General features: G+C 58.4%; 20 protein-coding genes. 13 read left to right on the top strand and 7 right to left on the bottom strand.

Going from position 1 to position 22,522, the window contains the following annotated elements:
* Window positions 1–9 precede the first annotated feature (9 nt).
* From AC13C8_RS10085 to AC13C8_RS10050, 8 genes are all read left to right on the top strand, one after another.
* The gene (locus AC13C8_RS10085; RefSeq protein WP_482847222.1) at window positions 10–213 is read left to right on the top strand and encodes a hypothetical protein; all 204 of its coding nucleotides are present in this window, start codon (window positions 10–12) and stop codon (window positions 211–213) included.
* Window positions 214–382: 169 nt separating this feature from the next.
* A complete protein-coding gene (locus AC13C8_RS10080; RefSeq protein ID WP_091432491.1) occupies window positions 383–751 on the top strand; it encodes a MerR family transcriptional regulator in 369 nt (122 codons plus the stop codon).
* Between the two features lie 249 nt (window positions 752–1,000).
* Complete coding sequence (locus AC13C8_RS10075) at window positions 1,001–1,390, top strand: MerR family transcriptional regulator (RefSeq protein ID WP_482847221.1); 390 nt, start codon at window positions 1,001–1,003, stop codon at window positions 1,388–1,390.
* A gap of 23 nt (window positions 1,391–1,413) precedes the next feature.
* Window positions 1,414–3,186, top strand: a complete 1,773-nt coding sequence (locus tag AC13C8_RS10070; protein ID WP_091430941.1) for an acyl-CoA dehydrogenase C-terminal domain-containing protein — start codon at window positions 1,414–1,416, stop codon at window positions 3,184–3,186.
* A 27-nt stretch (window positions 3,187–3,213) separates the two neighbouring features.
* A complete protein-coding gene (locus tag AC13C8_RS10065) occupies window positions 3,214–3,426 on the top strand; it encodes a hypothetical protein (protein WP_091430943.1) in 213 nt (70 codons plus the stop codon).
* A gap of 141 nt (window positions 3,427–3,567) precedes the next feature.
* Window positions 3,568–4,203: a glutathione S-transferase family protein gene (locus AC13C8_RS10060; protein WP_482847220.1), complete on the top strand. Its 636-nt coding sequence runs from the start codon at window positions 3,568–3,570 to the stop codon at window positions 4,201–4,203.
* A gap of 17 nt (window positions 4,204–4,220) precedes the next feature.
* Window positions 4,221–5,426 carry an acetyl-CoA C-acetyltransferase gene (locus AC13C8_RS10055; protein ID WP_482847219.1) on the top strand — a complete coding sequence of 402 codons (1,206 nt, stop codon included), beginning with the start codon at window positions 4,221–4,223 and terminating at the stop codon, window positions 5,424–5,426.
* A 15-nt stretch (window positions 5,427–5,441) separates the two neighbouring features.
* Window positions 5,442–7,646: a 3-hydroxyacyl-CoA dehydrogenase NAD-binding domain-containing protein gene (locus AC13C8_RS10050; protein ID WP_482847218.1), complete on the top strand. Its 2,205-nt coding sequence runs from the start codon at window positions 5,442–5,444 to the stop codon at window positions 7,644–7,646.
* 73 nt (window positions 7,647–7,719) lie between these two features.
* Here AC13C8_RS10050 and AC13C8_RS10045 read toward each other — a convergent pair whose 3' ends face one another.
* Together AC13C8_RS10045 and AC13C8_RS10040 are read right to left on the bottom strand one after the other, a co-directional pair.
* Window positions 7,720–8,367, bottom strand: a complete 648-nt coding sequence (locus AC13C8_RS10045) for a sulfotransferase family 2 domain-containing protein (protein WP_091430949.1) — start codon at window positions 8,365–8,367, stop codon at window positions 7,720–7,722.
* Between the two features lie 20 nt (window positions 8,368–8,387).
* Entirely contained in the window at window positions 8,388–9,293 is a 906-nt protein-coding gene (locus AC13C8_RS10040; RefSeq protein ID WP_091430951.1) for a DMT family transporter, read from the bottom strand.
* 118 nt (window positions 9,294–9,411) lie between these two features.
* Between AC13C8_RS10040 and AC13C8_RS10035 the strand changes: the two genes are divergently transcribed.
* Window positions 9,412–11,055 (top strand): AMP-binding protein, encoded by a 1,644-nt coding sequence (locus AC13C8_RS10035; protein ID WP_482847217.1) that lies wholly within the window; start codon window positions 9,412–9,414, stop codon window positions 11,053–11,055.
* An 81-nt stretch (window positions 11,056–11,136) separates the two neighbouring features.
* Complete coding sequence (locus tag AC13C8_RS10030; protein WP_091430953.1) at window positions 11,137–12,153, top strand: hypothetical protein; 1,017 nt, start codon at window positions 11,137–11,139, stop codon at window positions 12,151–12,153.
* A gap of 21 nt (window positions 12,154–12,174) precedes the next feature.
* On the opposite strand, the gene upp is transcribed toward AC13C8_RS10030, so the two are convergent.
* The 4 genes from upp to AC13C8_RS10010 are packed head-to-tail and all read right to left on the bottom strand — an operon-like array spanning window position 12,175 to window position 15,392.
* Window positions 12,175–12,807 carry a uracil phosphoribosyltransferase gene (upp, locus tag AC13C8_RS10025; protein ID WP_091430954.1) on the bottom strand — a complete coding sequence of 211 codons (633 nt, stop codon included), beginning with the start codon at window positions 12,805–12,807 and terminating at the stop codon, window positions 12,175–12,177.
* On the bottom strand, window positions 12,800–13,792 hold the full coding sequence (locus tag AC13C8_RS10020) for an adenosine deaminase (RefSeq protein WP_482847216.1): 993 nt from the start codon (window positions 13,790–13,792) through the stop codon (window positions 12,800–12,802). Before AC13C8_RS10020 ends, upp begins: the two co-directional genes overlap by 8 nt.
* Window positions 13,789–15,003: a phosphopentomutase gene (locus AC13C8_RS10015; protein ID WP_482847215.1), complete on the bottom strand. Its 1,215-nt coding sequence runs from the start codon at window positions 15,001–15,003 to the stop codon at window positions 13,789–13,791. Before AC13C8_RS10015 ends, AC13C8_RS10020 begins: the two co-directional genes overlap by 4 nt.
* Window positions 15,000–15,392, bottom strand: coding sequence for a cytidine deaminase (locus AC13C8_RS10010; protein WP_091430960.1), 393 nt, complete (start codon window positions 15,390–15,392; stop codon window positions 15,000–15,002). Before AC13C8_RS10010 ends, AC13C8_RS10015 begins: the two co-directional genes overlap by 4 nt.
* Window positions 15,393–15,599: 207 nt before the next feature.
* Between AC13C8_RS10010 and AC13C8_RS10005 the strand changes: the two genes are divergently transcribed.
* The 3 genes from AC13C8_RS10005 to AC13C8_RS09995 all read left to right on the top strand — a co-directional run bounded on the left by AC13C8_RS10005 (window position 15,600) and on the right by AC13C8_RS09995 (window position 21,602).
* On the top strand, window positions 15,600–17,873 hold the full coding sequence (locus tag AC13C8_RS10005; RefSeq protein ID WP_482847214.1) for an NADP-dependent malic enzyme: 2,274 nt from the start codon (window positions 15,600–15,602) through the stop codon (window positions 17,871–17,873).
* Between the two features lie 231 nt (window positions 17,874–18,104).
* Window positions 18,105–19,994, top strand: a complete 1,890-nt coding sequence (locus AC13C8_RS10000) for a propionyl-CoA synthetase (RefSeq protein ID WP_091430963.1) — start codon at window positions 18,105–18,107, stop codon at window positions 19,992–19,994.
* 126 nt (window positions 19,995–20,120) lie between these two features.
* On the top strand, window positions 20,121–21,602 hold the full coding sequence (locus AC13C8_RS09995; RefSeq protein ID WP_482847213.1) for a sigma-54-dependent transcriptional regulator: 1,482 nt from the start codon (window positions 20,121–20,123) through the stop codon (window positions 21,600–21,602).
* A gap of 9 nt (window positions 21,603–21,611) precedes the next feature.
* On the opposite strand, the gene AC13C8_RS09990 is transcribed toward AC13C8_RS09995, so the two are convergent.
* Window positions 21,612–22,463: an NAD kinase gene (locus AC13C8_RS09990; RefSeq protein ID WP_407639035.1), complete on the bottom strand. Its 852-nt coding sequence runs from the start codon at window positions 22,461–22,463 to the stop codon at window positions 21,612–21,614.
* Window positions 22,464–22,522: the final 59 nt, after the last annotated feature.

Genomic DNA, 22,522 nt, shown 5'->3' with positions numbered 1-22,522 from the left:
AAAACATCCGTGACTGGTGCCACCGCCCGTATTGTCCCGAGTTGGAAAGTGCGCGTGGGGTGCAGGTTCCGCTGGCTGCTCAATTCGGGTGCTGCTCCGGGCTACCACAAAGGTCTGGCCGTTGTGGCGGCTTATTGCTCGGGCCGTGCCGGGTTTGATGCTGTGGACGAACGCGCACCGCAACACTGGGCAACGCCTTGTTCAGGGCAATAGCCCGCTTTGTTCAACAGTCCCGGCCTTGATCGCGGTCCGAGCATTCTGTTCCGTTACAGTTGGCTCGATGAACAGGGCATGCCCAGAATCCGCAGGTGGTTCTACGCAATTGCACCCCATGCACTGGTCGATTACGCTGTGTCCCATAAAGATTGAAAATGGGGCACCGATGACTGAAGACCGCCTGACCTTCAAGGAAATGTGCGCGAAGTTCGACGTGACGCCGCGCACGCTCAGATACTACGAGTATATCGAACTTCTGAGTCCCGAAAAGGAAGGCCGCGCCCGCTATTACACCCCGCGCGAGATCGCGCGTATGACACTGATTCTGCGCGGGCGGCGGTTTGGCTTTTCGCTGGAGGAACTGCGACAGTGGCTTCTGATCTATGATGAGAAAGGCACAGATGCGCAAAACCGCGCGTGGGTTGAGCTTGCCGACCGGCAACTCGTTGATCTGCGCACTCAGCAGGAAGAACTGGCGGAAAGCATCAAAGACCTTCAGAAACTGCGTGACGACGTGGCCCAGGCGCTGACCTGACCCGCGTCGTTTTCCTTTGTTTCAAGTTGTAATTGGGTGTTGCCACAATAACCGGCGATATGCGCTGACCCAGCGGCACCCTGTTTTCTGTTGAAAACCATACCCTTGCGTCATGCATGCTGATTTTCGACGTTACGTAACGACAAGAAAAACTCTGACGCCACGTTACATTTACGTCAACGTAAACTTATATTGTATGACGTGCTGGTCAGAACACACGACCGGCGTCGGGTAAAGATTGGAGCTAGTATGACCGACGAACTTATGACCATTCGGCAAATGTGCGATGCCTTTAACGTCACCGCGCGCACGCTGCGTTTTTACGAAGCGAAGGATCTTATCGCACCCATTCGTGAAGGCCAGAAGCGGTTGTTTACCAAGCGTGATCGTGCGCGTCTCAAACTGATCCTGCGCGGCAAGCGTTTCGGCTTTTCGCTGGAAGAGATACGGCAATTGCTGGACCTTTACGACCGCGGCGACCAACAAAAAACGCAACTGAAACGCACCTATGACGTGGCGCTTGGTCATTTGGATGACCTGAAGCGTCAACGGGCCGAGCTGGATGACGCCATCGACGATCTGACAAACCAGTTGAAATGGGTGAACGACAAGATCGCTTCACTTGACGATGACCAATAAGACCTAAGACAAGGACGACCTCTATGCCCAGCTATACCGCGCCGACCAAGGACATGGCCTTCCTTCTGCATGAAGTGCTCAAGGCGGACAAACTGAACATTCCCGGCTACGACGAACTGGAACCCGACTTCACGGCGGCAGTTCTGGAAGAGGCCGGAAAAGTGGCCAGTGGGGTTCTGACGCCCCTGAACGTGGTGGGCGATCAGGAAGGCTGCCGGTTGGAAAACGGTGTCGTCTATACCCCCCCCGGCTTTAAAGAAGCGTTTGAGCAAATGAAAGAAGGCGGCTGGACCGGTCTGGACATGCCGGAAGAGTTCGGTGGCCAGAACATGCCGGTTCTGCTGGGCACAGCAGTGGGCGAGATGTTTTCGGCCGCGAACCAGGCCTTCACCATGTATCAGGGCCTGACGCACGGTGCAGCCTCGGCCATCCTGGCACATGGCACGGACGAGCAAAAAGCGACCTATCTGCCGAAGATGGTCAGCTGCGAATGGACCGGCACCATGAACTTGACCGAGCCACATTGCGGCACCGATCTGGGTCTTATGCGCACCAAAGCGGAACCGCAGGACGACGGCTCGTACAAGGTGTCGGGCCAGAAGATCTTCATCTCGGCTGGCGATCACGACATGTCCGAGAATGTCATCCACCTTGTGCTGGCGAAAATCCCGGGCGGTCCCGAGGGCATCAAAGGTGTGTCGCTGTTCATCGTGCCGAAGTTCAACCTGAACGAAGACGGTTCCGTCAGTTCGCGCAACGGTGTGAGCGTTGGTAATATCGAGCAAAAGATGGGCATCCACGGCAATTCGACCTGCGTCATGAATTATGACGAAGCCACTGGTTACCTGCTGGGGGACATGCACAAAGGCATGCGCGCCATGTTCACCATGATGAACGAAGCCCGTTTGGGCGTCGGCATGCAAGGTCTGGCGCAAGCCGAAGCGGCGTATCAGAACGCCGTGATCTATGCCAGGGACCGCCTGCAAGGGCGCGACGTGACCGGCGTGAAAAACCCCGACGGCCCCGCCGATCCGCTGATCGTGCACCCAGACATCCGCCGCTCACTTATGGATCAGAAAAGTTTCATCGAAGGCGCGCGTGGGTTCCTGTTCTGGGGTGCCCTGCTGATCGACCAGGCACATCGTTCGGGCGACAAGGAAGCAGATGGCCTCATCAGCCTGATGACCCCGGTTCTGAAAGGGTTCCTGACCGATCAGGGCTTCGATATGACCGTTCTGGCCCAGCAGGTCTATGGCGGACACGGATACATCGAAGAACATGGCATGAGCCAATTCGTTCGCGACGCCCGCATCGCGCAAATTTATGAGGGTGCCAATGGCGTGCAGGCGCTCGACCTGGTGGGTCGCAAGCTGGCCGCTGACGGCGGCAAACATGTCATGGCCTTCTTCGAGTTGATCAAATCCTATTGCAAGGGCCAGGACGGCGATGAGATGAAAGACTTCATCGAGCCGCTGAAAACCGCATCGAAGCACCTGCAAGCGGCGTCGATGTTCTTCATGCAAAACGGTATGAAGAACCCCAATCACGCGCTGGCAGGCAGCTATGACTTCATGCACCTGTTTGGTCATGTCTGCCTGGGCTATGCTTGGGCACAGCAAGCGCGTGCTGCATTGGATGCCCTTGCAAATGGAGCGACTGACGCCACGTTCTATGAGACCAAGCTGGCAACAGCGCGCTACTATATGGCACGCCGCCTGCCCGCAACGGGTATGCACCTGGCGCGCATCGAAAGCGGCGCGGACATGGTAATGGCCTTGGACGCGGACGCGTTCTGAGCCACGCCAACACAGTAAGGAGAGATTATGCCGAAACGCTTCAAACTGACCCGCCGCTTCCCCTGTGCCATGACAGAGGATGGCTATCGTCGACTGCGACGTTTCGCGAAAGAGGCAGGGCTTGACGAAGGTGAAGCCCTGTCCTTCCTCTTCGAGCATTTCGACAGTGTAACGGACCACGAGAACCTGACCGCGCGTTTGCGCTTGTTCAATTCGGAATTGGATGCGCGCAAACGCTGACCACGCCGCCCGCGGCCCCGACAGGAGCCTCCGGCGGGGATACTTATGACAAGAAAAGCCCGCTCGTATTTTCTTGTCATAAATATCCCGGGGGTCCGGGGGCAGCGCCCCCGGCTACGGAACATCGACAAGGAGGCTCGGATGACGATCAAGCTGTATTGCTTTGGGGAAAGCGGCAACGCCTATAAGGCGGCACTGACGCTAGAACTGTCCGGCCTGGATTGGGAACCTGTTTTGGTCGATTTCTTCCACGGCGAAAGCAGAAGCCCGGAGTTTCGCGAGTTGAACCCGATGGGCGAGGTGCCGGTGATGATCGACGGGGATGTGACCCTGTCGCAATCGGGTGTCATTCAGGACTACGTGTCCTCAAAATCCGGCAAGCTGGGCGGGCGTAGCGCAAAAGAACGCCGCGAAATCCTGCGCTGGCAGTTTTGGGACAATCACAAGATGTCGTCAGTGGCGGGTCCGACCCGTTTCCTGATGAATTTCATTCCAGAGGACAAGCGGCCCGTAGAGGTTATCGCCTTCAACCAAGGCCGTTTGAACGCCGCTTACAAAGTGCTGGAAGGCGAGTTGAGCAAGCGCGACTGGTTGGTCGGCGACACCATCACGCTCGCCGATATCTCGTGCTGTGGCTATCTGTTCTATCCTGAACCGTTCGGCTTTGACCGCACCGAATGGCCCGCAATCGACGCCTGGCTGACCCGTATTTCCGACACGCCCGGCTGGAAACACCCCTATGACCTGATGCCCGGTTCCCCTGCGGACCGTGCGTGATCTCGAAAGGACGAAAGATGACCGACGCCTATATCTATGACGCCGTGCGCACCCCGCGTGGTAAAGGTAAGAAAGACGGCACCCTGCACGAGGTGACCGCCGTGCGCCTGTCCGCGCTGGCGCTGAACGCTTTGAAAGAGCGCAACAATCTTGATGGCCATGCCGTTGAGGATGTGATCTGGGGCAACGTGACCCAAGTGGGCGAGCAAGGCGCGTGTTTGGCCCGTTCCTCGGTGCTCTATTCCGATCTGGACGAACGTATTCCGGGCGTGTCCATCAACCGCTTCTGTGCCTCGGGCCTTGAGGCTGTGAACATGGCCGCCAACCAGGTCAAAGGCGGTGCAGGTGACGCCTATATCGCCGGTGGCGTGGAAAGCATGAGCCGTGTGCCGATGGGCATGGATGGCGGCGCGATTGCCGCCGATCCTTTTCTGGCCATGAAGGCCTATTTCGTGCCGCAAGGTATCTCGGCTGACATCATTGCGACCGAATTTGGGTTTAGCCGCGACGATTGTGACGCCTATGCCGTCGAAAGCCAGAAACGCGCCGCTGCTGCCCGGGCGGATGGCCGGTTCAAGTCGATCATTCCGGTCGTTGACCAGAACGGACTTGAGATCATGGCGCAGGACGAGATGATCCGCGAGACCACGATGCAAACGCTGGGTGGCTTGAACCCGTCATTCAAAGCGATGGGTGAGGCAATGCCGGGCTTTGACGCGGTGGCCCTGCTGAAGTATCCGCATCTGGAAAAGATCAACCATGTGCACCACGCGGGCAACTCGTCCGGCATCGCCGATGGTTCTGCCGCCATTCTGATCGGCAACAAGGAGTTCGGCGAACGTCACGGGTTGAAGCCACGGGCGCGTGTCAAAGCGACGTCAAAAGTGGGCACCGACCCGACGATCATGCTGACCGGGCCGGTTCCGGCCACGGAACGCGTGCTGCAAGCTGCGGGCATGAGTTTCAGCGACATCGACCTGTTTGAAGTCAACGAAGCCTTCGCCTCGGTCGTGCTGCGCTTTATCCAAGCATTTGACGCCGACACGAACAAAGTGAACGTGAACGGCGGTGCCATCGCAATGGGTCATCCGCTGGGCGGCACAGGCGCGATGATCCTGAGTGCCCTGTTGGACGAAATGGAACGCACCGACAAGGAAACCGGTCTGGCCACACTTTGCATCGGGTCAGGCATGGGTGCCGCAACCATTCTCGAACGCGTGTAAGAAGGAGACGTTATAATGGCTGATTTTCACTATTCCGTGGACGCCGATGGCGTCGCCACCATCACCTGGGATGTCCCCAACAAATCCATGAACGTTCTGTCTTATGACGCGTTGCGCGAGTTGGACGCTCATATCGACATTGTTTTGGCAGACGACACCGTGAAAGGCGCGATCATCACCTCTGGCAAGAAAGACTTTGCCGGGGGCATGGACCTGAACGTCATCGCACAGATGAAGTCGGACGCGGGCGACGACCCGGCCAAGGGTCTGTTTGACGGCGTGATGGCAATGCACGGCGTGCTGCGCAAGATCGAACGCGCGGGCATGGACCCGAAGACCAACAAAGGCGGCAAACCGATTGTCGCGGCCCTGCCCGGCATCGCGCTTGGCATTGGGCTTGAGATCCCGCTGGCCTGTCATCGCATCATTGCCGCCGACAACCCCAAGGCCAAGATCGGCCTGCCGGAAATCATGGTCGGCATCTTCCCCGGCGCAGGTGGCACCACCCGCCTTGTGCGCAAGATGGGCGCGATGGCGGCTGCCCCCTTCCTGCTGGAAGGCAAGACCGTGACGCCCGACAAGGCAAAGGCGTCCGGCCTGATTGACGACGTTGTGCCGGCGGATGAGTTGCTGGCCCGCGCCAAAGAGTGGGTGTTGAACGCCACCGACGCCGATATCGTGAAACCATGGGATGCCAAGGGCTATAAAATGCCCGGCGGCGCGCCCTATCACCCGGCGGGGTTCCAGACATTTGTTGGCGCCGCTGCGATGATCCACGGCAAGACCAATGGCGTCTATCCAGCAGCCAAGGCGCTTCTGTCCGCTGTTTACGAAGGCGCACTGGTGCCGTTCGATGATGCCCTGCGCGTCGAATGCCGCTGGTTCGTGAACGTTCTGATGAACCCGTCATCATCTGCCATGATCCGGTCGCTCTTCATCAACAAGCAGGCGTTGGAAAAAGGCGCTGTGCGTCCTAAAGACGTGGCCGATCAGTCGGTCAAGAAAGTCGGTGTATTGGGCGCGGGCATGATGGGCGCAGGCATCGCGCTGGTTTCGGCCATGGCGGGGATGGAGGTTGTGCTGATTGACCAGACCCAGGAGGCGGCAGATCGCGGCAAAGCCTATTCCGAGACCTATCTGGACAAAGGCATCGCCCGCAAAAAAGCAACGCCTGAAAAGAAAGAGGCCGTTCTTTCCGCCATCAGCGCCACCACCGATCTTGATTCGCTGAAAGGTGCTGATCTGATCATCGAAGCGGTGTTCGAGGATGTGGGCGTCAAAGCCGAAATGACCAAGAAGGTCGAGGCCGTTGTGGGCGATGATTGCATCTTCGCCACCAACACCTCGACCCTGCCGATCACCGAGCTGGCCAAGGCGTCGGAACGCCCCGATCAATTCATCGGCATCCACTTCTTCTCGCCCGTCGAAAAGATGATGCTGGTCGAGATCATCAAGGGCCGCGCAACCGGGGATCGTGCTGTGGCCAAGGCGCTCGACTATGTGCGCCAGATTCGCAAGACGCCCATCGTGGTCAACGACGCTCGCTTCTTTTACTGCAACCGTTGCATCATTCCTTACATCAACGAAGGGATGCGCATGGTTGGCGAGGGCGTGTCGCCCGCACTGGTCGAAGGGGCCGCGAAACTGTTGGGCTTCCCGGTGGGGCCGTTGCAGTTGGTGGACGAAACCTCGATTGATCTGGGAGTAAAAATCGCCAAGGCCACCAAGGCGGCGATGGGCGATGACTACCCGGACAGCGCGGTGGACGACATCATCTTCTGGATGGCTGACCAAGGCCGCTTGGGCCGGAAATCAAATGCAGGTTTCTATAATTACGACGACAAAGGCAAGCGCACAGGTCTGTGGGAAGGTCTTGGCGACAGGTTCCCGCCCGCAGATGAGCAACCCGACCTGACCGAGGTGAAGCATCGCCTGATGATGAGCCAGGTTCTGGAAGCCGTCCGCGCGCTGGAAGAAGGCGTGTTGGAAGACATCCGCGAAGGTGACGTCGGTGCGATCCTTGCATGGGGCTTTGCGCCATGGTCCGGCGGTCCGTTCAGCTGGCTGGACATGATCGGCGCGGGCAAGGCGGTTGAGATTTGCGATGGCCTGACCGCAACCCACGGAGCGCGGTTCACCACCCCTGCCCTGTTGCGGGATTTGGCGGACAAGGGCGAGACGTTCTATGGCCGGTTCGACACGGCGCAGGACGCCGCCTGACCCACGACCACTTGGCGTTGGAACGGTCCGTGCAACCGCGCGGGCCGTTTTTGTTGAATCAGGCCGTCTTGCCTCAGAACGTATATGAGAATCTCAGAATATCCGGCGCGCACATATCGGCAACCAACGCGGCATCATCATCGCAGTAATAATCGCGATAATCCGCGCGCCGGTCAGATCTGTTCTCATGTGGCATCGGACCCAATGAAAACCCCAAATGCGCTTCGAGCGGGGCAAGATCGGCGGGCAACGCTTCCATCCGTGCGAACAGATCACAGCGTTCCTGCCCGTTCTGATCCGTTACGTAAGATCCCAACGGTGATCCTGCGAAACTGTCAATCGTATGCTGATGGTTCAGGAACTCGGAAAATGTCAGCGCATGGGCCAGATCGACCGCGGGATGATCGAAATGCTGTGCCTTGAGCCAGTGGTAATAGCTGACCAACCGATCCCAGGGGTTTCTCACCAACGTCACGATGAAATAATCCTCGACCTGCTCTTGCGTGACCAGCCCGTAAACATCGCGCAGCTTAGAGTGTTTCCACAACCGACCCGACGACTGAACATGCTTCATACGCCTGCGCCGTTTGACCGCTTTTGGCGTGTCGCCCAGCATGATGTCGTCCTTCATCGCCCGCGCCTCAAGCGCCAGCGCAAGTGAGGTCCCCCCGGTTTTTGGCGGATGGATGAAAATGTAACGACGCCCGTGTGAAATGATCATAGCCAGATAATACCCCGGTTTCAGGTCGCGCGCGAGCGCAACGAAATGATCGCGCCGGAGGCAATGATCAAGACCATCCCAAAAATAGCGCGGGCAGGCACCGGATCGCCAAACAAGACCAAACCCCACCCCGCAGCAAAGGGCAGCAAGAGATATTCATAGATTGCCACCTGTGCGGCATCTCCCATTTGATACCCCTTGAAGATCAGGCCAACGGCGACCAGAGATCCCACCGCCTGCATCACGGTCAAGCCCCAGCCTATCGGCGTGGGCCAAACCACACCACGCAGAATGAACCCTTCGGCGCCTGCGGGCACCTCGTGCACCCATAACGTCATCACAACCGAGCCGATCAGGCCGAACAAACCCAGCGCCAGAAAGAAATACAGCAGCATCGACAAGGCGCTTTCCCCCTCGCACCATTGCCGGGTGGCGATCCCCCCGATGGCATAGAAAAACCCGGCAGTCATGGGAACGAGCGCTACGGGATCAAGGCCGTTTGCAAAGGGGTCAAGCACGATCAGCACGCCCGCAAACCCGATGACTGCGGCGCTGATGCGCGTCAGGCCGACAGGTTCCCCCAGAAACAAGGCACCGATCAGCAGAACCCAGAGGGGTGCGGTAAACAGCCCGGCGGCGACCTGTCCGATCGGCAGGAAAGCCAGAGAGCCGAAATAGATCAGCATGGCCAAGGCTGCGAACCCGCCACGGATCGTTACGGCCCAGCGACGGATGGGATTCAGCCGGGCGCGTCCAACCCATGACAGAAGGACGAGTATTCCAACGGCCATGATCGCGCGCATCAGATGGAATTGCCACAACCCAAGGTCGCGCGCGATCAACACAACAAAGTTGTCAAAGAACCCCAACAGCAGCATCGCCAGACAAATTGTGCCCGCTGCGGTCAGCGTCCGATTGCCTGACATGTCGTTTTCCACCCTTTATTCAAGCGTCATGAGCATTGACCACGTGGGTATCATTCTGGTCTGCTTCAAAAACGACATACACGACCCAAAGGTCAGAGCAAGACAGGGAGAAACACCGATGGGCTGGATGGCTGACGAAACCGGGTTGAACAAATGCGCGGCAAACTTCGTACCACTGACGCCCTTGTCGCATCTTCGGCGTGCCGCGCGGGTGTTTCCCAAGCGCGAGGCGCTGGTCTATGGCACGCGGCGACTGAGTTACGCGGAATATCACGACCGGGTGACGCGGCTGGCCTCGGCGCTGACTGGCCGTGGGATCAAACCGGGTGACGTGATCGCTACGCTTCTGCCCAACATATTGGCGCATGTAGAAGCCAGCTTTGGCGTCCCGGCGTGCGGTGCGGTCCTGAACACAATCAACACACGGCTGGACGTAGACACTGTGGCTTACATCTTCGGTCATGGCGAGGCCCGCGCGGTGCTGGTCGACACCCAGCTTCTGCCGCTGGCGGAACAGGCCATCGGTCAACTGACCGCCCAAGGCAAGCCCGCGCCGATGATCATCGAGGTTGCCGACGCGGATGCCGGATTTCCGGCCACCGGCAACCATCTGGAATACGAAGACCTGTTGCGCGAAGGCAGCGCCAGTTTTGAGTGGATCATGCCTCAGGACGAATGGGAAAGCCTTGCGTTGAACTACACCTCTGGCACAACCGGGCGGCCCAAGGGCGTGGTTTGTCACCACCGGGGGGCCTATCTGATGACCATGGGCACCCCGATCAGTTGGGGCATGACACTATATCCGCGTTACCTGACCATTGTGCCCTTGTTTCACTGCAACAACTGGAACCATAGCTGGATGATGCCAGCGTTGGGGGGGACGATCATATGTTGTCGCGATATTACTGCCAAAGCGATCTATGACGCGATCGCCGATGAAGGCGTGACCCATTTTGGCGGCGCACCCATCGTGCTGAACATGATCGTGAATGCGCCAGACAAGGACCGTCGGACCTTTGACCACACGGTCGAGGTCTTCACCGCCGGTGCCCCGCCCGCTGCTGCCACCTTGGCAGCGATAGAGCCGTTAGGTTTCAACGTTACACAGGTCTATGGGCTGACCGAGACTTACGGCCATGTAACCGAATGCCTGTGGAATGGCCCGGAATGGGACGACCTGCCGCAAGACCAAAAAGCATCCATGAAAGCGCGAACCGGCATTGCCATGCCGCAAATGGAAGAGATCACCGTTCTTGACCCCGAAACGATGGAACAAGTTCCGATGGACGGCGAAACAATCGGCGAGATCATGATCCGCGGAAATTCCGTGATGAAAGGCTATCTGAAGAACCCAGAGGCAACGCACGAAGCCTTCTGCGGTGGATATTTCCACTCAGGAGACATCGCACACCAGACACCGGACGGTTACATCCGCATCACAGACCGCGCGAAGGATATCATCATTTCGGGTGGCGAAAACGTCAGTTCGGTCGAAGTTGAAGGCACTTTGATGCACCACCCCGCCGTGAGCCTGTGCGCTGTGGTGGCCAAACCCGATGACAAATGGGGCGAAGTGCCCTGTGCTTTTGTCGAACTGAAGGACGGCGCGAAGGTGACGGAAGACGAGTTGATCGCCTTCGTGCGCAGTCGTCTGGCCGGCTTCAAGACCCCAAAGATGATCGAGTTTTGCGAACTGCCCAAAACCTCGACCGGCAAGATCCAGAAGTTCGAATTGCGTGACCGTCTGCGGAACGCATCCTGATCCACCACGCGCATTGCCCCAACGACCGCAACAGACTATTCTTTCTGCAATGATAACGAGCAGGCGAGACCCGTCCGGCACATGACGGCCCTCACGAAATATCAACGGCTGGAGGCAGCCGGATTGTGGCGCGCCGATACCGAGGCTCAGCGCCGGGATGTGATCGTGTCACTTGGTGACGCCACATTGACGATTTCCGACACACATGACACCGCACTGACCCACTGGTCGCTGCCAGCCATTATCCGGCTGAACCCGGCCGAGCGCCCGGCCTTGTTTTCGCCGGGCAATGACGCCACCGAAGTGCTTGAGATTGACGACGACACAATGATCCGGGCGATCGAGAAGGTGCGCAAGGTTGTCGAACGACGACGCCCCCATCCGGGGCGCCTGCGCCATTGGATCACAGCCGGTTTCTTCTGCCTCTTGCTCGCGCTTGGTGTATTCTGGATGCCCAATGCGCTTCGGAACTACACGGTCTCTGTCCTGCCGGACCCGACACGGGAGGCCGTTGGGCAACGTATTCTGAACCGGATCGGTCGCGTGGCGGGCCAGCAATGCGATGGAAAGAATGGCCAAACCGCGCTTGACCGATTGACAAGTCGCGTACTGGACGGGTCAACGACCCGTGTAATCGTTTTGTCGGGCGGGGTGCAGACCGCGGCGCATCTGCCGGGACGGATCACCCTTCTGAACCGCGCCTTGATCGAAGACTACGAAGAACCCGACGTGGTCGCTGGTTTCCTGCTCGCCGAGGATCTGCGCCGTCAGAATACCGACCCGATGAAAGCCCTGTTGGAACATGCCGGGTTGAGGGCGACCGCTCAGATTTTGACGACGGGCGATCTGCCTGACAGCGTGATCGACAGCTATGCTGAAGATTTACTGACTGCGCCCACAGCTCCGATAAACCATGCCGCATTGCTGGCGCGATTTGCAAAGGCGGGTGTGCGATCCACCCCATATGCCTATGCGCTGGACCTCACAGGGGAAACGACACTTGAACTGATCGAGGCCGATCCTGTGCCACTGGCGGACGCCACACCCTTGCTGACCGATGCCAACTGGGTGCGCCTGCAAGGCATCTGTGGCGAATAGCCGCCCAGATGGACGCGCTGCTTATTTTGTTCCGAACATCCGGTCACCCGCGTCCCCAAGACCTGGCACGATATACCCTTTGTCGTTCAGCTTTTCATCCAGCGCGGCGGTAATGATTGGCACGTCCGGGTGCGCCTCTTTCATCCGGGCCACCCCTTCGGGAGCGGCCAGCAAGCACATGAACCGAATGTCCCGGGCACCGGCCTTTTTCAGCAGATCAATCGCGGCGACCGAACTGTTGCCGGTGGCCAGCATCGGGTCAACCGCGATGACAAGACGGTCTTCCAGCGCCTCTGGCACTTTGAAATAGTACTGAACCGGTTCCAGCGTTTCTTCGTCGCGGTAAAGCCCGACAAATCCGACACGGGCCGAGGGGATCAGTTCAAGAACCCCATCCAAAAGCCCGTTCCCGGCCCGCAGGATCGACACCAACGCCAGCTTGCGCCCCGCCAGAACAGGGGCATCCATTTCCTGCATTGGCGTCTTGATCCGCTGGTTTTCCATCGGCAGTTCGCGTGTCACCTCATAGGCAAGAAGTTGGCTGATCTCGCGCAGAAGCTGGCGAAAATGGTTGGTCGGTGTCGTCTCGTCGCGCATCAGGGTCAGTTTGTGTTGAATCAACGGGTGTTTCACGACGGTCAGATGCTCATACATCCTGGGCCTCCACGATATTGCGCACGCGGTCACGCGTGGCATTGTCACAAAATGCCGCCTCGATGGCGGTCAGGTTCAGGGCTTTGAAATCTGCCGCGTTCCAGCCGAACTGACGCGACAGGTCTTCGTATTCTTTCACCATGTCGCTGCGGAAAAAGGGCGGGTCGTCGGTGGACACCGTGACCTTGACGCCCCGGTCGCGCAGCTTCGCAATCGGGTGCCCGGCAAGGTCGGGATAGACGCCAAGAAAGACGTTGGAACCGGGGCAGACCTCAAGCGTGATCCCGTCCTCGACCAGACGGTTCACCAGCGCCGGGTCTTCAATCGCGCGCACGCCGTGACCGATCCGCTGCACGCGCAAATCGTCCAAAGCCGCCCGCACCTCGTCCGGGCCGTTCCATTCGCCCGCATGGGTGGTCAGCTTCAATCCGGCCTCGCGCGCCATGTCGAACGCATAGGCGAAATCACCTTGTTTGCCGGATTTCTCGTCCCCGCCCATACCGAAGCCGGTGATAAAATCACCAGCGGTTTCCTGTGCGCAGCGCGCAGTTTCGCGCGCCGCGTCCGGGCCGAAATGACGAACGGCGGTGACAATCCCGCGCAGGGTGATCCCGGCGTCACGCTCGACCTCAGCGGCGGTATCCTGAATGGCGGAAAGATAGTCGCGCCACGCTATCGCATCCCGCCCGCCGCAAAAATCTGGCGAAATAAACGTCTCAAGATAAACCACGCCCGCCTCGGCGCAGTTTTCCAACACCGCTCGGGTCAACCGCGCATAGTCATTCGGGCTTTTCAGAACAGAAGTTGCTGCCTCATACACTTCAAGAAAATGCCAGAAATCACGATAGGCATAGCCGCCATCCGCCGCGAAGATACCCGACAGATCGGTGTCTTTTTCCTTCGCCAAACCCCGGATAAAATCCGGCGGGGCCGCACCTTCGATATGGGTGTGCAGTTCAACCTTCGGCAATGCTCTGTAGCTCATAAAAACGACTTCCCTGCCCCACGGGCCTCAAGCCCCAGATGTGCAGCGACTGATGCCCCAATGTCGGAAAAACCGCAAATGCCAATTTCCCGCATCCCCAGCCCGGCGCCGATCACCGGCACGCGTTCGCGGGTGTGATCGGTCCCAACCCAAGTCGGATCATTGCCGTGATCGGCAGTGAAGATCAGCAAGTCACCCTCTCGCATCTTATCGAGGACACGGGGTATCTCGGCGTCGAACCATTCCAGGGCGCGGGCATACCCCGACACTTCGCGGCGATGCCCATACTTGGAATCAAACTCGACGAAATTGGCAAACACAAGGTCGCCATCCTGTGCGCTGTCGCTCGATGCGACCAAATGCTCCATCAGGTCAGCATCGGCGCCCTTTTTCAACGTATCAATGCCGCGATGAGCGAAGATATCGCCGATCTTGCCAATCGCATGAACCTTGCGTCCGGCCTCATGCACCCAGTCGCACAAGGTCGGGCTGGGCGGGGTCATCGCGAAATCGCGGCGGTTGGTGGTGCGCTTGAAGCCCTCGGCCTCGGATCCGATGAAGGGGCGCGCGATGGCGCGCCCAACCTGCATCTTGTGCACTTCGGGCGCGATTGCCTCGCATAAGTTGACCAAACGCTCGAGGCCAAAGGTTTCTTCATGCGCGGCAATCTGTATGACACTGTCAACTGAGGTATAAACAATGGGCCAGCCCGTGCGCATGTGCTCGGCCCCCAATTCATCAAGGATCGCGGTGCCGGACGCATGTTTGTTGCCCAGAATGCCATCAACACCGGCGATTTCGCAGATTTTACGGGTGAGGTCGTCGGGAAAGGCGGGCTGGGTGTCCGGGAAGTATCCCCATTCCCACGGCACAGGCACGCCTGCGATTTCCCAATGACCCGATGGCGTATCCTTGCCCTTCGAAATCTCTTCAGCCGCCCCCCACAGACCGTCGGGTATGGTGTCCAACCCCGGGGCCTCATCGCCTGAGGCAAGACGAATTGCTGCGCCCAGCCCCAACCTGTCCAGATTGGGCAGCTTCAGCGGACCGGATCGCCCGTCTTCTGCCAGCCCTTCCGCGCAGGCCTGCGCGATATGTGCCAGGGTGTTGGCACCGGTGTCCGGCACGGTCTTGTCGTTGAAAAACGCGTGCGCGTCCGGTGCTCCGCCACATCCTGCGCTGTCCAGAACGATCAGGAAGGCACGCGTCATGTGTTCTCCATATGCTCGGTTCCGAAGGCGCCTGGCAACAGTTCCGCCATCGTCATGGTCAGGCTTTCACCGCTTAGCGTCATCATGGTGATGGTGGCATCAGCATCTGCAAATTCCGCCAGTTTCTGGCGGCATCCACCACACGGCGTTACCGGCAGCGGCGCATCGGCAATCACGACCGCCTCGATGACCTTGTGGTCGCCCGCCATGACCATGGCCGCGATGGCCCCGGCCTCGGCGCAGGTGCCCTCGGGATAGGCGACATTCTCGACGTTACAGCCAGAATACACTGCCCCGGATGCACAGCGCAGTGCTGCGCCAACCTTGAAGTTCGAATACGGAGCATAGGCGTTTTCACGTGCGGTCTTGGCAGCATCCAACAGCGACATCGGACCTCCTGAAAAGTGATGGCAATGGTATTCAACCAAGTTGGCGCGGGGCGACGCCGGATGCAAGGCCAAACCTTGCCGAGTTGACGCGCCAGCCAATACCTGCGCTATCCTATGATTGCGCAAGCAGTCTTGAATGCGCTCCGCTGCCTGTTGTATGGCAGCCCGGAAGATAGTTTAAAGCTAAACTTCTCGCTGGAGGATACCGTGAGCGACGACAATTACCCCCGCAAACGCGCGTTGGATTATCATGAGTTTCCGAAACCAGGGAAGCTGGAAATCCGCGCCACCAAACCCATGGCCAACGGGCGAGATCTAAGCCTGGCCTATTCGCCGGGGGTGGCCGAAGCCTGTCTGGAAATCAAGAAGGATCCTTCCACAGCAAGCCGATACACCGCACGCGGCAACCTTGTCGCCGTCGTGTCAAACGGGTCGGCGGTGTTGGGGCTGGGCAATATTGGTGCGCTGGCATCGAAGCCTGTGATGGAAGGCAAAGCCGTCCTGTTCAAGAAATTTGCCAACATTGATTGCTTTGATATCGAGTTGAATGAAAACAACCCAGAAAAGCTGGCGGACATCGTCTGCGCCATGGAACCCAGCTTCGGTGCGATCAATCTTGAGGACATCAAAGCGCCCGATTGTTTCATCGTTGAACAAATTTGCCGCGAGCGTATGAACATCCCCGTATTTCACGACGATCAGCACGGCACTGCCATCGTTGTCGGTGCTGCCGCGACCAATGCACTAAGGGTTACGGGCAAGTCGTTCGATCAGATCAAGGTGGTGTCAACCGGGGGTGGCGCGGCCGGGATTGCCTGTTTGAACATGCTTTTGAAACTCGGCGTGAAACGCGAAAATGTGTGGCTGTGCGACATTGAAGGGTTGGTCTATGAAGGTCGCGAAACCGAAATGACGCCGCAGAAGGCTGCCTATGCCCAGGGCACCAAACCGTCCACGTTGGATGACGTCATCGAAGCGGCAGACCTGTTCCTGGGCTTGTCTGGTCCCGGCGTTCTGAAGCCGGAGATGGTCGCCAAGATGTCCAAGCGACCGATCATTTTCGCCCTGGCCAATCCAACGCCAGAAATCATGCCGGACGAGGTGCGCGCCGTTGCACCCGACGCTATCACCGCCACCGGACGCTCGGACTTCCCTAATCAGGTCAACAATGTTTTGTGCTTCCCGTTCATCTTCCGCGGCGCCTTGGATGTAGGCGCGACCGAGATCAACGACGCCATGCAACTGGGGTGCATCGAAGGGATCGCAGCCCTTGCTCGTGCCACCACATCAGCCGAAGCGGCTGCGGCCTACAAGGGTGAGCAACTGAGCTTTGGCGAGGACTACTTGATCCCGAAACCGTTTGATCCGCGCCTGATGGGTGTCGTGGCAAGCGCGGTGGCCAAAGCCGCGATGGAAAGCGGCGTCGCCACCCGACCCGTTGACGACATTGCGGCCTATAAGAAAACACTGGACGGCTCGGTGTTCCGGTCGGCCTTGATCATGCGCCCGGTCTTCGAGGCTGCGGCAACCGCCGAACGTCGGATCGTCTTTGCCGAAGGCGAAGACGAACGGGTGCTGCGGACCGCCAACGCAATGCTGGAAGAAACCACCGATGCCCCGATCCTGATCGGGCGACCGGATGTGATTGCCCAGCGCTGCGAACGCGCGGGTCTGTCGATCACCGCCGGGAAAGACTTCCAGATCGTCAACCCGGAACGCGATGACCGCTATCGCGAGTATTGGGGCGCTTATCACCAGATCATGGCCCGCAAGGGCACGACGCCCGATCTTGCCAAGGCGATCCTGCGCACCAACACCACCGCGATTGCCGCGATCATGGTCCATCTGGAACAAGCCGACAGCATGATTGCCGGCACGTTCGGACAGTATTTGTGGCACCTGAACTATATCAAACAAATCCTGGGCACCGGGCAATTGCATCCGGTTGGCGCGCTTAGCCTGATGATCTTGCAAGACGGCCCGCTGTTCATCGCAGACACGCATGTTCACAACACACCGACCTCAGAGCAAATTGCCGAGTCTGTTTGCGCCGCAGCCCGTCATGTCCGTCGCTTTGGCGTCGAGCCGAAAATCGCGCTGTGCTCCTATTCCCAGTTCGGCAATCATGACGGCGACAGCGGCCGACGCGCACGCGGCGCGTTGGAGATTCTGGACAGCCGTCCACGCGACTTCGCATATGAGGGCGAGATGCATGTCGATGCGGCGCTGGACATGGATGTGCGCCAGCATATCTTCCCCGATGCCCGATTTGATGGGCCTGCGAACGCGTTGGTGTTCGCCAACGCGGATGCAGCAAGCGCCGTGCGCAACACCTTGAAGGTGAAAGGCGGCGGGCTGGAGGTCGGCCCGATCCTGATGGGGATGGGCAACCGCGCCCATATCGTCACACCCTCGATCACGGCGCGTGGATTGCTGAATATGTCGGCGGTTGCTGGCACGCCAGTCGCCAAGTATGGCTAGGGCGACTCAGGGCTGCTAATCTTTGCAGTGCGGAGTTTGCAATTTTGCAAATTCCATATTTTTCAAATTCAGAACGCTTGTTTCGCAGAGGTTTGCAAAAATTTGCAAGCTATTTTCTGTCCGATTGCAAATTATTCAGGTTAAACCGTCGCACTGCGACACGCTGCGCTTGCCCTAACGATAGCCGGGGGCGTAACACTTCATACCAAGGGAAACTGGAGGAAGTGCACCATGGCATACAAAGACGTTTACGCTGCTTGGCAGGCAGACCCGGAAGCTTTCTGGATGGATGCCGCCAAGGCGATCAGTTGGGACAAGCCGCCCTCGAAAGCGCTCTTTGACGAAAACGCACCGCTTTACGAGTGGTTTTCGGACGGATTGGTGAACACATGCTATAACGCGGTTGACCGTCATGTCGAAAACGGTCGCGGCGATCAGGTGGCGATCATCTATGACAGCCCGATCACAGGACGGCAGGCCAAAATTACCTTCGCGGACCTGCGAAACCGTGTTGCAGCGCTGGCGGGTGCGTTGAAGGCAAAAGGTGTCGAAAAAGGCGACCGCGTTATCATCTACATGCCCATGGTGCCCGAAGCCTTGATGGCAATGCTGGCTGTCACCCGCATCGGAGCGGTGCATTCTGTCGTGTTCGGCGGATTTGCCTCGAACGAATTGGCGGTACGTATCGATGATGCGAAGCCCAAGGCAATCATTGCGGCCTCATGCGGGATCGAACCGGGGCGCGTCATTGCTTATAAACCGCTTCTGGATGGGGCGATCGACATCGCGACGCAAAAGCCAAAGTTCACCGTCATCCTGCAACGCGAGGAAGCGACCGCCGATCTGACCGATGGGCGTGATTATGATTGGACCGAGTTGGAAGCATCGGCGGAACCGGCGGATTGCTTGCCAGTAGAAGGCAACCACCCAGCCTATATCCTTTACACCTCCGGCACGACCGGTCAGCCAAAGGGCGTGATCCGCCACACCGGCGGTCATCTTGTCGCGCTGAACTGGACGATGAAAAACATCTACAATGTCGATCCCGGCGACGTGTTCTGGGCGGCGTCCGATGTAGGTTGGGTCGTCGGGCACAGCTATATCACCTATGGCCCGCTGATCCACGGCAACACCACCATCGTGTTCGAGGGCAAGCCGGTTGGAACCCCCGACGCGGGCACCTTCTGGCGGGTGATTTCGGAACACAAGGTCAAAAGCTTCTTCACCGCTCCCACCGCCTTTCGCGCCGTGAAACGGGAGGATCCCAAGGGCGAGTTTGTCAGAAAATACGATCTGTCTTGCCTGAAACAGGTCTATCTGGCTGGGGAACGTGCTGATCCTGACACCATCGTCTGGGCACAGGAGCAGCTGAAAGTTCCCGTGATCGACCATTGGTGGCAGACCGAAACGGGTTATGCGATCGCAGCCAACCCGCTTGGAATCGAGGAACTTCCCGTGAAACTCGGCTCGCCATCGGTGCCGATGCCCGGATATGACGTGCAAATTCTGGATGAGGGAGGTCATCCGGTGGCCGCGGGCGAACTGGGTGCCATCGCCATCAAACTACCCCTCCCTCCTGGCACGCTGCCCAGCCTCTGGAACGCAGAAGACCGGTTCAAATCCAGCTATCTGAACACTTTTCCCGGTTACTATGAGACAGGCGACGCTGGTTACAAAGATGAAGACGGATATCTTTACATCATGGCCCGCACCGACGACGTGATCAACGTCGCTGGCCACCGTCTGTCTACAGGCGCGATGGAGGAGGTTCTGGCCTCGCACCCGGACGTGGCCGAATGTGCCGTGATCGGCGTCACCGACCAATTGAAAGGGCAGTTGCCCTTGGGCATGATCTGCCTGAATGCTGGCACGGATCGGCCGGAAGAGGACGTGACCGCCGAATGTGTCAGGCTGGTGCGTGAAAAGATCGGCCCAGTCGCGGCCTTCAAGCTGTGCATCGTGGTGGATCGTCTGCCGAAAACGCGGTCGGGTAAAATCCTGCGCGCTACCATGGTGTCTATCGCGGACGGTAAGGATTACAAGATGCCGGCGACCATCGACGATCCGGCCATTTTGAATGAAATCCAAGAGGCGCTGCAAAGCCTTGGCTACGCCGACTGACACGGGATTTCAAGCACGCAAAACTCATCCGGCCACGCGTCGGATGAGTTTTTTTTGGCTTTTCAGCCGCGGGGTGGCTAGAACCAACCGGGACAAGAAAACTTGTGCACGTGAACTGGGGGGAAGATGGCGATAGAGGAACGGGGCAATCCCGGCGCCACCGGATTGTTCAATACAGATGCGAACGCGCGATCCCCGGTCGTAATGGTTTTAGCCCCGCCTGCGCTTAACGACCTGTGTCCCGCCACGGTTTTCAAGTCTCTTGATTGCGAGATCAGGTATGCAAACTCGATTGCAGAAGCAAAGATCATTGCCGAGGATGATATCGTTGATATTGCCCTCCTACCGCTCGACGTAAACGGACGCAGCGTTTTGCCGCTTATTCGCGATTTGATAAAGCGAAACGCCGAACAAGCGATCATCGTTGTGTCAAAAAGCAACCAGATCAATGATGCAGCCGAAGCCATGCGCTTGGGTGCATTGGACTGTATCTTTGTGCCATTCACACATAACCGCCTGGAAAAGACTGTCAGCCAAGTGCTTCAAAAAATTGGTGGTATTCGCAAAGCGCAAGACGGAACAATCGCAATCTCCAAACCGCGCGCGCGGCTGGCCCCTGCGCACAAGGCTGGCTCTGGCCACGCTGCGCATGCGGATCCGCATTGGATCAGGCACGGCATGGTCCTGTCTGATCTGTCCATGAATCCTGTCCTACACGCGCTGGACACAATCGCCTCATCGGATGCCCCAATCTATATCCAAGGCGAAACCGGCACAGGAAAAGAGCTTCTGGCCCGTGCGCTTCACGCGGAAAGCAACCGGTCTGCTGGCCCGTTCGTAGTTGTCGATTGTGCCCGACTGGAACCTGACACCCTGACGCATCAGGTTTTTGCCGATGGCCGCAACGGTTCGATAGGCACCGCCCGCACAGCCGATGGTGGAACTTTGTTCCTGGACGAAATCGCGCGAACGGATCTACGGGTGCAAGAACAGCTGATGCGATTTCTTGAAAACGGTGACATCGCGCCACTTGGTGCGCTTGATGCAGCCAAGGTGGATGCGCGCATCATTTGTGCAAGCTCCGAAGACACCCGCGCAGAAATCAAAGCAGGTCGGCTTCGCGAGGATCTTTATTACCGCCTGCATGTTGTGCCGATAACACTGCCAGCCCTGCGTGACCGGGGCGAAGACATTCTGGTCATCGCCAATACGAAACTGGTCCAAACGGCGCAGCAGGAAGGGCGCAGGTTTCGGGGCTTCACACCCGGCGCCGCTGGTATTCTGGGATCGCATCCATGGCCCGGCAACATTCGCCAACTCGTCAATGTCATTTGGAATATCGTGCTGCACCATGATGGGGATCTGGTCACAGCCGACATGCTGCCGGTGGATCTTCTGGCTGGGCTGCCCGATCCCGACAACAGCGCAGGGCTGCAAGCAACTTTGGCGGACACGGGTCTGCTGGGGCGACCATTGGCAGAAATCGAGCGCATCGTCATCGAAGAAACGATCCGAGCGCAGGGCGGCTCTATCCCGCGGGCGGCACAGGTTCTGGACGTGTCACCCTCGACGATCTATCGCAAACGGGAACACTGGACGCAAAAATGACGCCAGCGGCTAGACGAACTGCTCGCGGATCAGGCGTTCTTCCAAACCATGTCCGGGATCGAACAGAATGCGGTGTGCAATCTCTTTATCCGATTTGATTTCCACCGAAACCACGTCGCGAACGGACCGCCCGTCCGCATCGGCCATCACCGGTCGTTTTTCATGCTCCATCACATCGAACCGCACCACGGCGTTCTTTGGCAGCAAGGCACCACGCCATCTGCGCGGGCGAAACGCGGCCATCGCCGTCAGGGCCAGCACATCCGATCCGATGGGCAGGATCGGTCCGTGCGCGGAATAGTTATACGCCGTTGATCCTGCGGCCGTACAAAGCAGTGCGCCGTCGCACACCAGTTCCGGCAGTCGCACCCGGCCATCGACACTGATCTGCAACTTCGCCGCCTGTGGGCCAGCACGCAGCAGGCTGACTTCGTTGATCGCAAGTGCTTTGTGCACGCTGCCATCCGCCCCTTCCGCCCGCATGGCAAGTGGGTTGATCACCTCTTCTTCGGCGGCGATCAGGCGTTCGACAAGATCGTCAGTGGAATACTCGTTCATCAGAAACCCGACCGTGCCGCAGTTCATGCCATAGACCGGGGCTGTCAGCGCTTGTGTCTCGTGCAGGGTTTGCAACATGAAGCCATCGCCCCCCAAGGCAACGATGACGTCTGCGTCTTTCACGTCCTTGTTGCCATAGCGGGCCACCAGTTCCTCTTTCGCGGTCTTTGCAATTTGCGCATTGCTTGCGACGAAAGCGATGTTTTGGCTCATATTTGGGTTTCCCATGCGTGTCCCGTGGTTTCCGAAAGAAACACATGTTTCCGCAAAGTGCCAGAAATTGCCGCGTCTTTCCGCAGCCATGTCGCTTTCCGGTCTTTGCGATCTGGATTGTTTCCGATAGGAAATCCGGACATCAGGCT

This window comes from Aliiroseovarius sp. B-4 (assembly GCF_056857795.1).
Note: the sequence above shows the minus strand (reverse complement) of the source record. Positions and strands in the feature narration are given on the sequence as shown.

Coding starts and splice junctions, on each gene's coding strand:
- AC13C8_RS10080 (WP_091432491.1), top strand. CDS start 383: ATGACTGAAGACCGCCTGACCTTCAAGGAAATGTGCGCGAAGTTCGAC.
- AC13C8_RS10075 (WP_482847221.1), top strand. CDS start 1,001: ATGACCGACGAACTTATGACCATTCGGCAAATGTGCGATGCCTTTAAC.
- AC13C8_RS10070 (WP_091430941.1), top strand. CDS start 1,414: ATGCCCAGCTATACCGCGCCGACCAAGGACATGGCCTTCCTTCTGCAT.
- AC13C8_RS10065 (WP_091430943.1), top strand. CDS start 3,214: ATGCCGAAACGCTTCAAACTGACCCGCCGCTTCCCCTGTGCCATGACA.
- AC13C8_RS10060 (WP_482847220.1), top strand. CDS start 3,568: ATGACGATCAAGCTGTATTGCTTTGGGGAAAGCGGCAACGCCTATAAG.
- AC13C8_RS10055 (WP_482847219.1), top strand. CDS start 4,221: ATGACCGACGCCTATATCTATGACGCCGTGCGCACCCCGCGTGGTAAA.
- AC13C8_RS10050 (WP_482847218.1), top strand. CDS start 5,442: ATGGCTGATTTTCACTATTCCGTGGACGCCGATGGCGTCGCCACCATC.
- AC13C8_RS10045 (WP_091430949.1), bottom strand. CDS start 8,367: ATGATCATTTCACACGGGCGTCGTTACATTTTCATCCATCCGCCAAAA.
- AC13C8_RS10040 (WP_091430951.1), bottom strand. CDS start 9,293: ATGTCAGGCAATCGGACGCTGACCGCAGCGGGCACAATTTGTCTGGCG.
- AC13C8_RS10035 (WP_482847217.1), top strand. CDS start 9,412: ATGGGCTGGATGGCTGACGAAACCGGGTTGAACAAATGCGCGGCAAAC.
- AC13C8_RS10030 (WP_091430953.1), top strand. CDS start 11,137: ATGACGGCCCTCACGAAATATCAACGGCTGGAGGCAGCCGGATTGTGG.
- upp (WP_091430954.1), bottom strand. CDS start 12,807: ATGTATGAGCATCTGACCGTCGTGAAACACCCGTTGATTCAACACAAA.
- AC13C8_RS10020 (WP_482847216.1), bottom strand. CDS start 13,792: ATGAGCTACAGAGCATTGCCGAAGGTTGAACTGCACACCCATATCGAA.
- AC13C8_RS10015 (WP_482847215.1), bottom strand. CDS start 15,003: ATGACGCGTGCCTTCCTGATCGTTCTGGACAGCGCAGGATGTGGCGGA.
- AC13C8_RS10010 (WP_091430960.1), bottom strand. CDS start 15,392: ATGTCGCTGTTGGATGCTGCCAAGACCGCACGTGAAAACGCCTATGCT.
- AC13C8_RS10000 (WP_091430963.1), top strand. CDS start 18,105: ATGGCATACAAAGACGTTTACGCTGCTTGGCAGGCAGACCCGGAAGCT.
- AC13C8_RS09995 (WP_482847213.1), top strand. CDS start 20,121: ATGGCGATAGAGGAACGGGGCAATCCCGGCGCCACCGGATTGTTCAAT.
- AC13C8_RS09990 (WP_407639035.1), bottom strand. CDS start 22,463: ATGGCTGCGGAAAGACGCGGCAATTTCTGGCACTTTGCGGAAACATGT.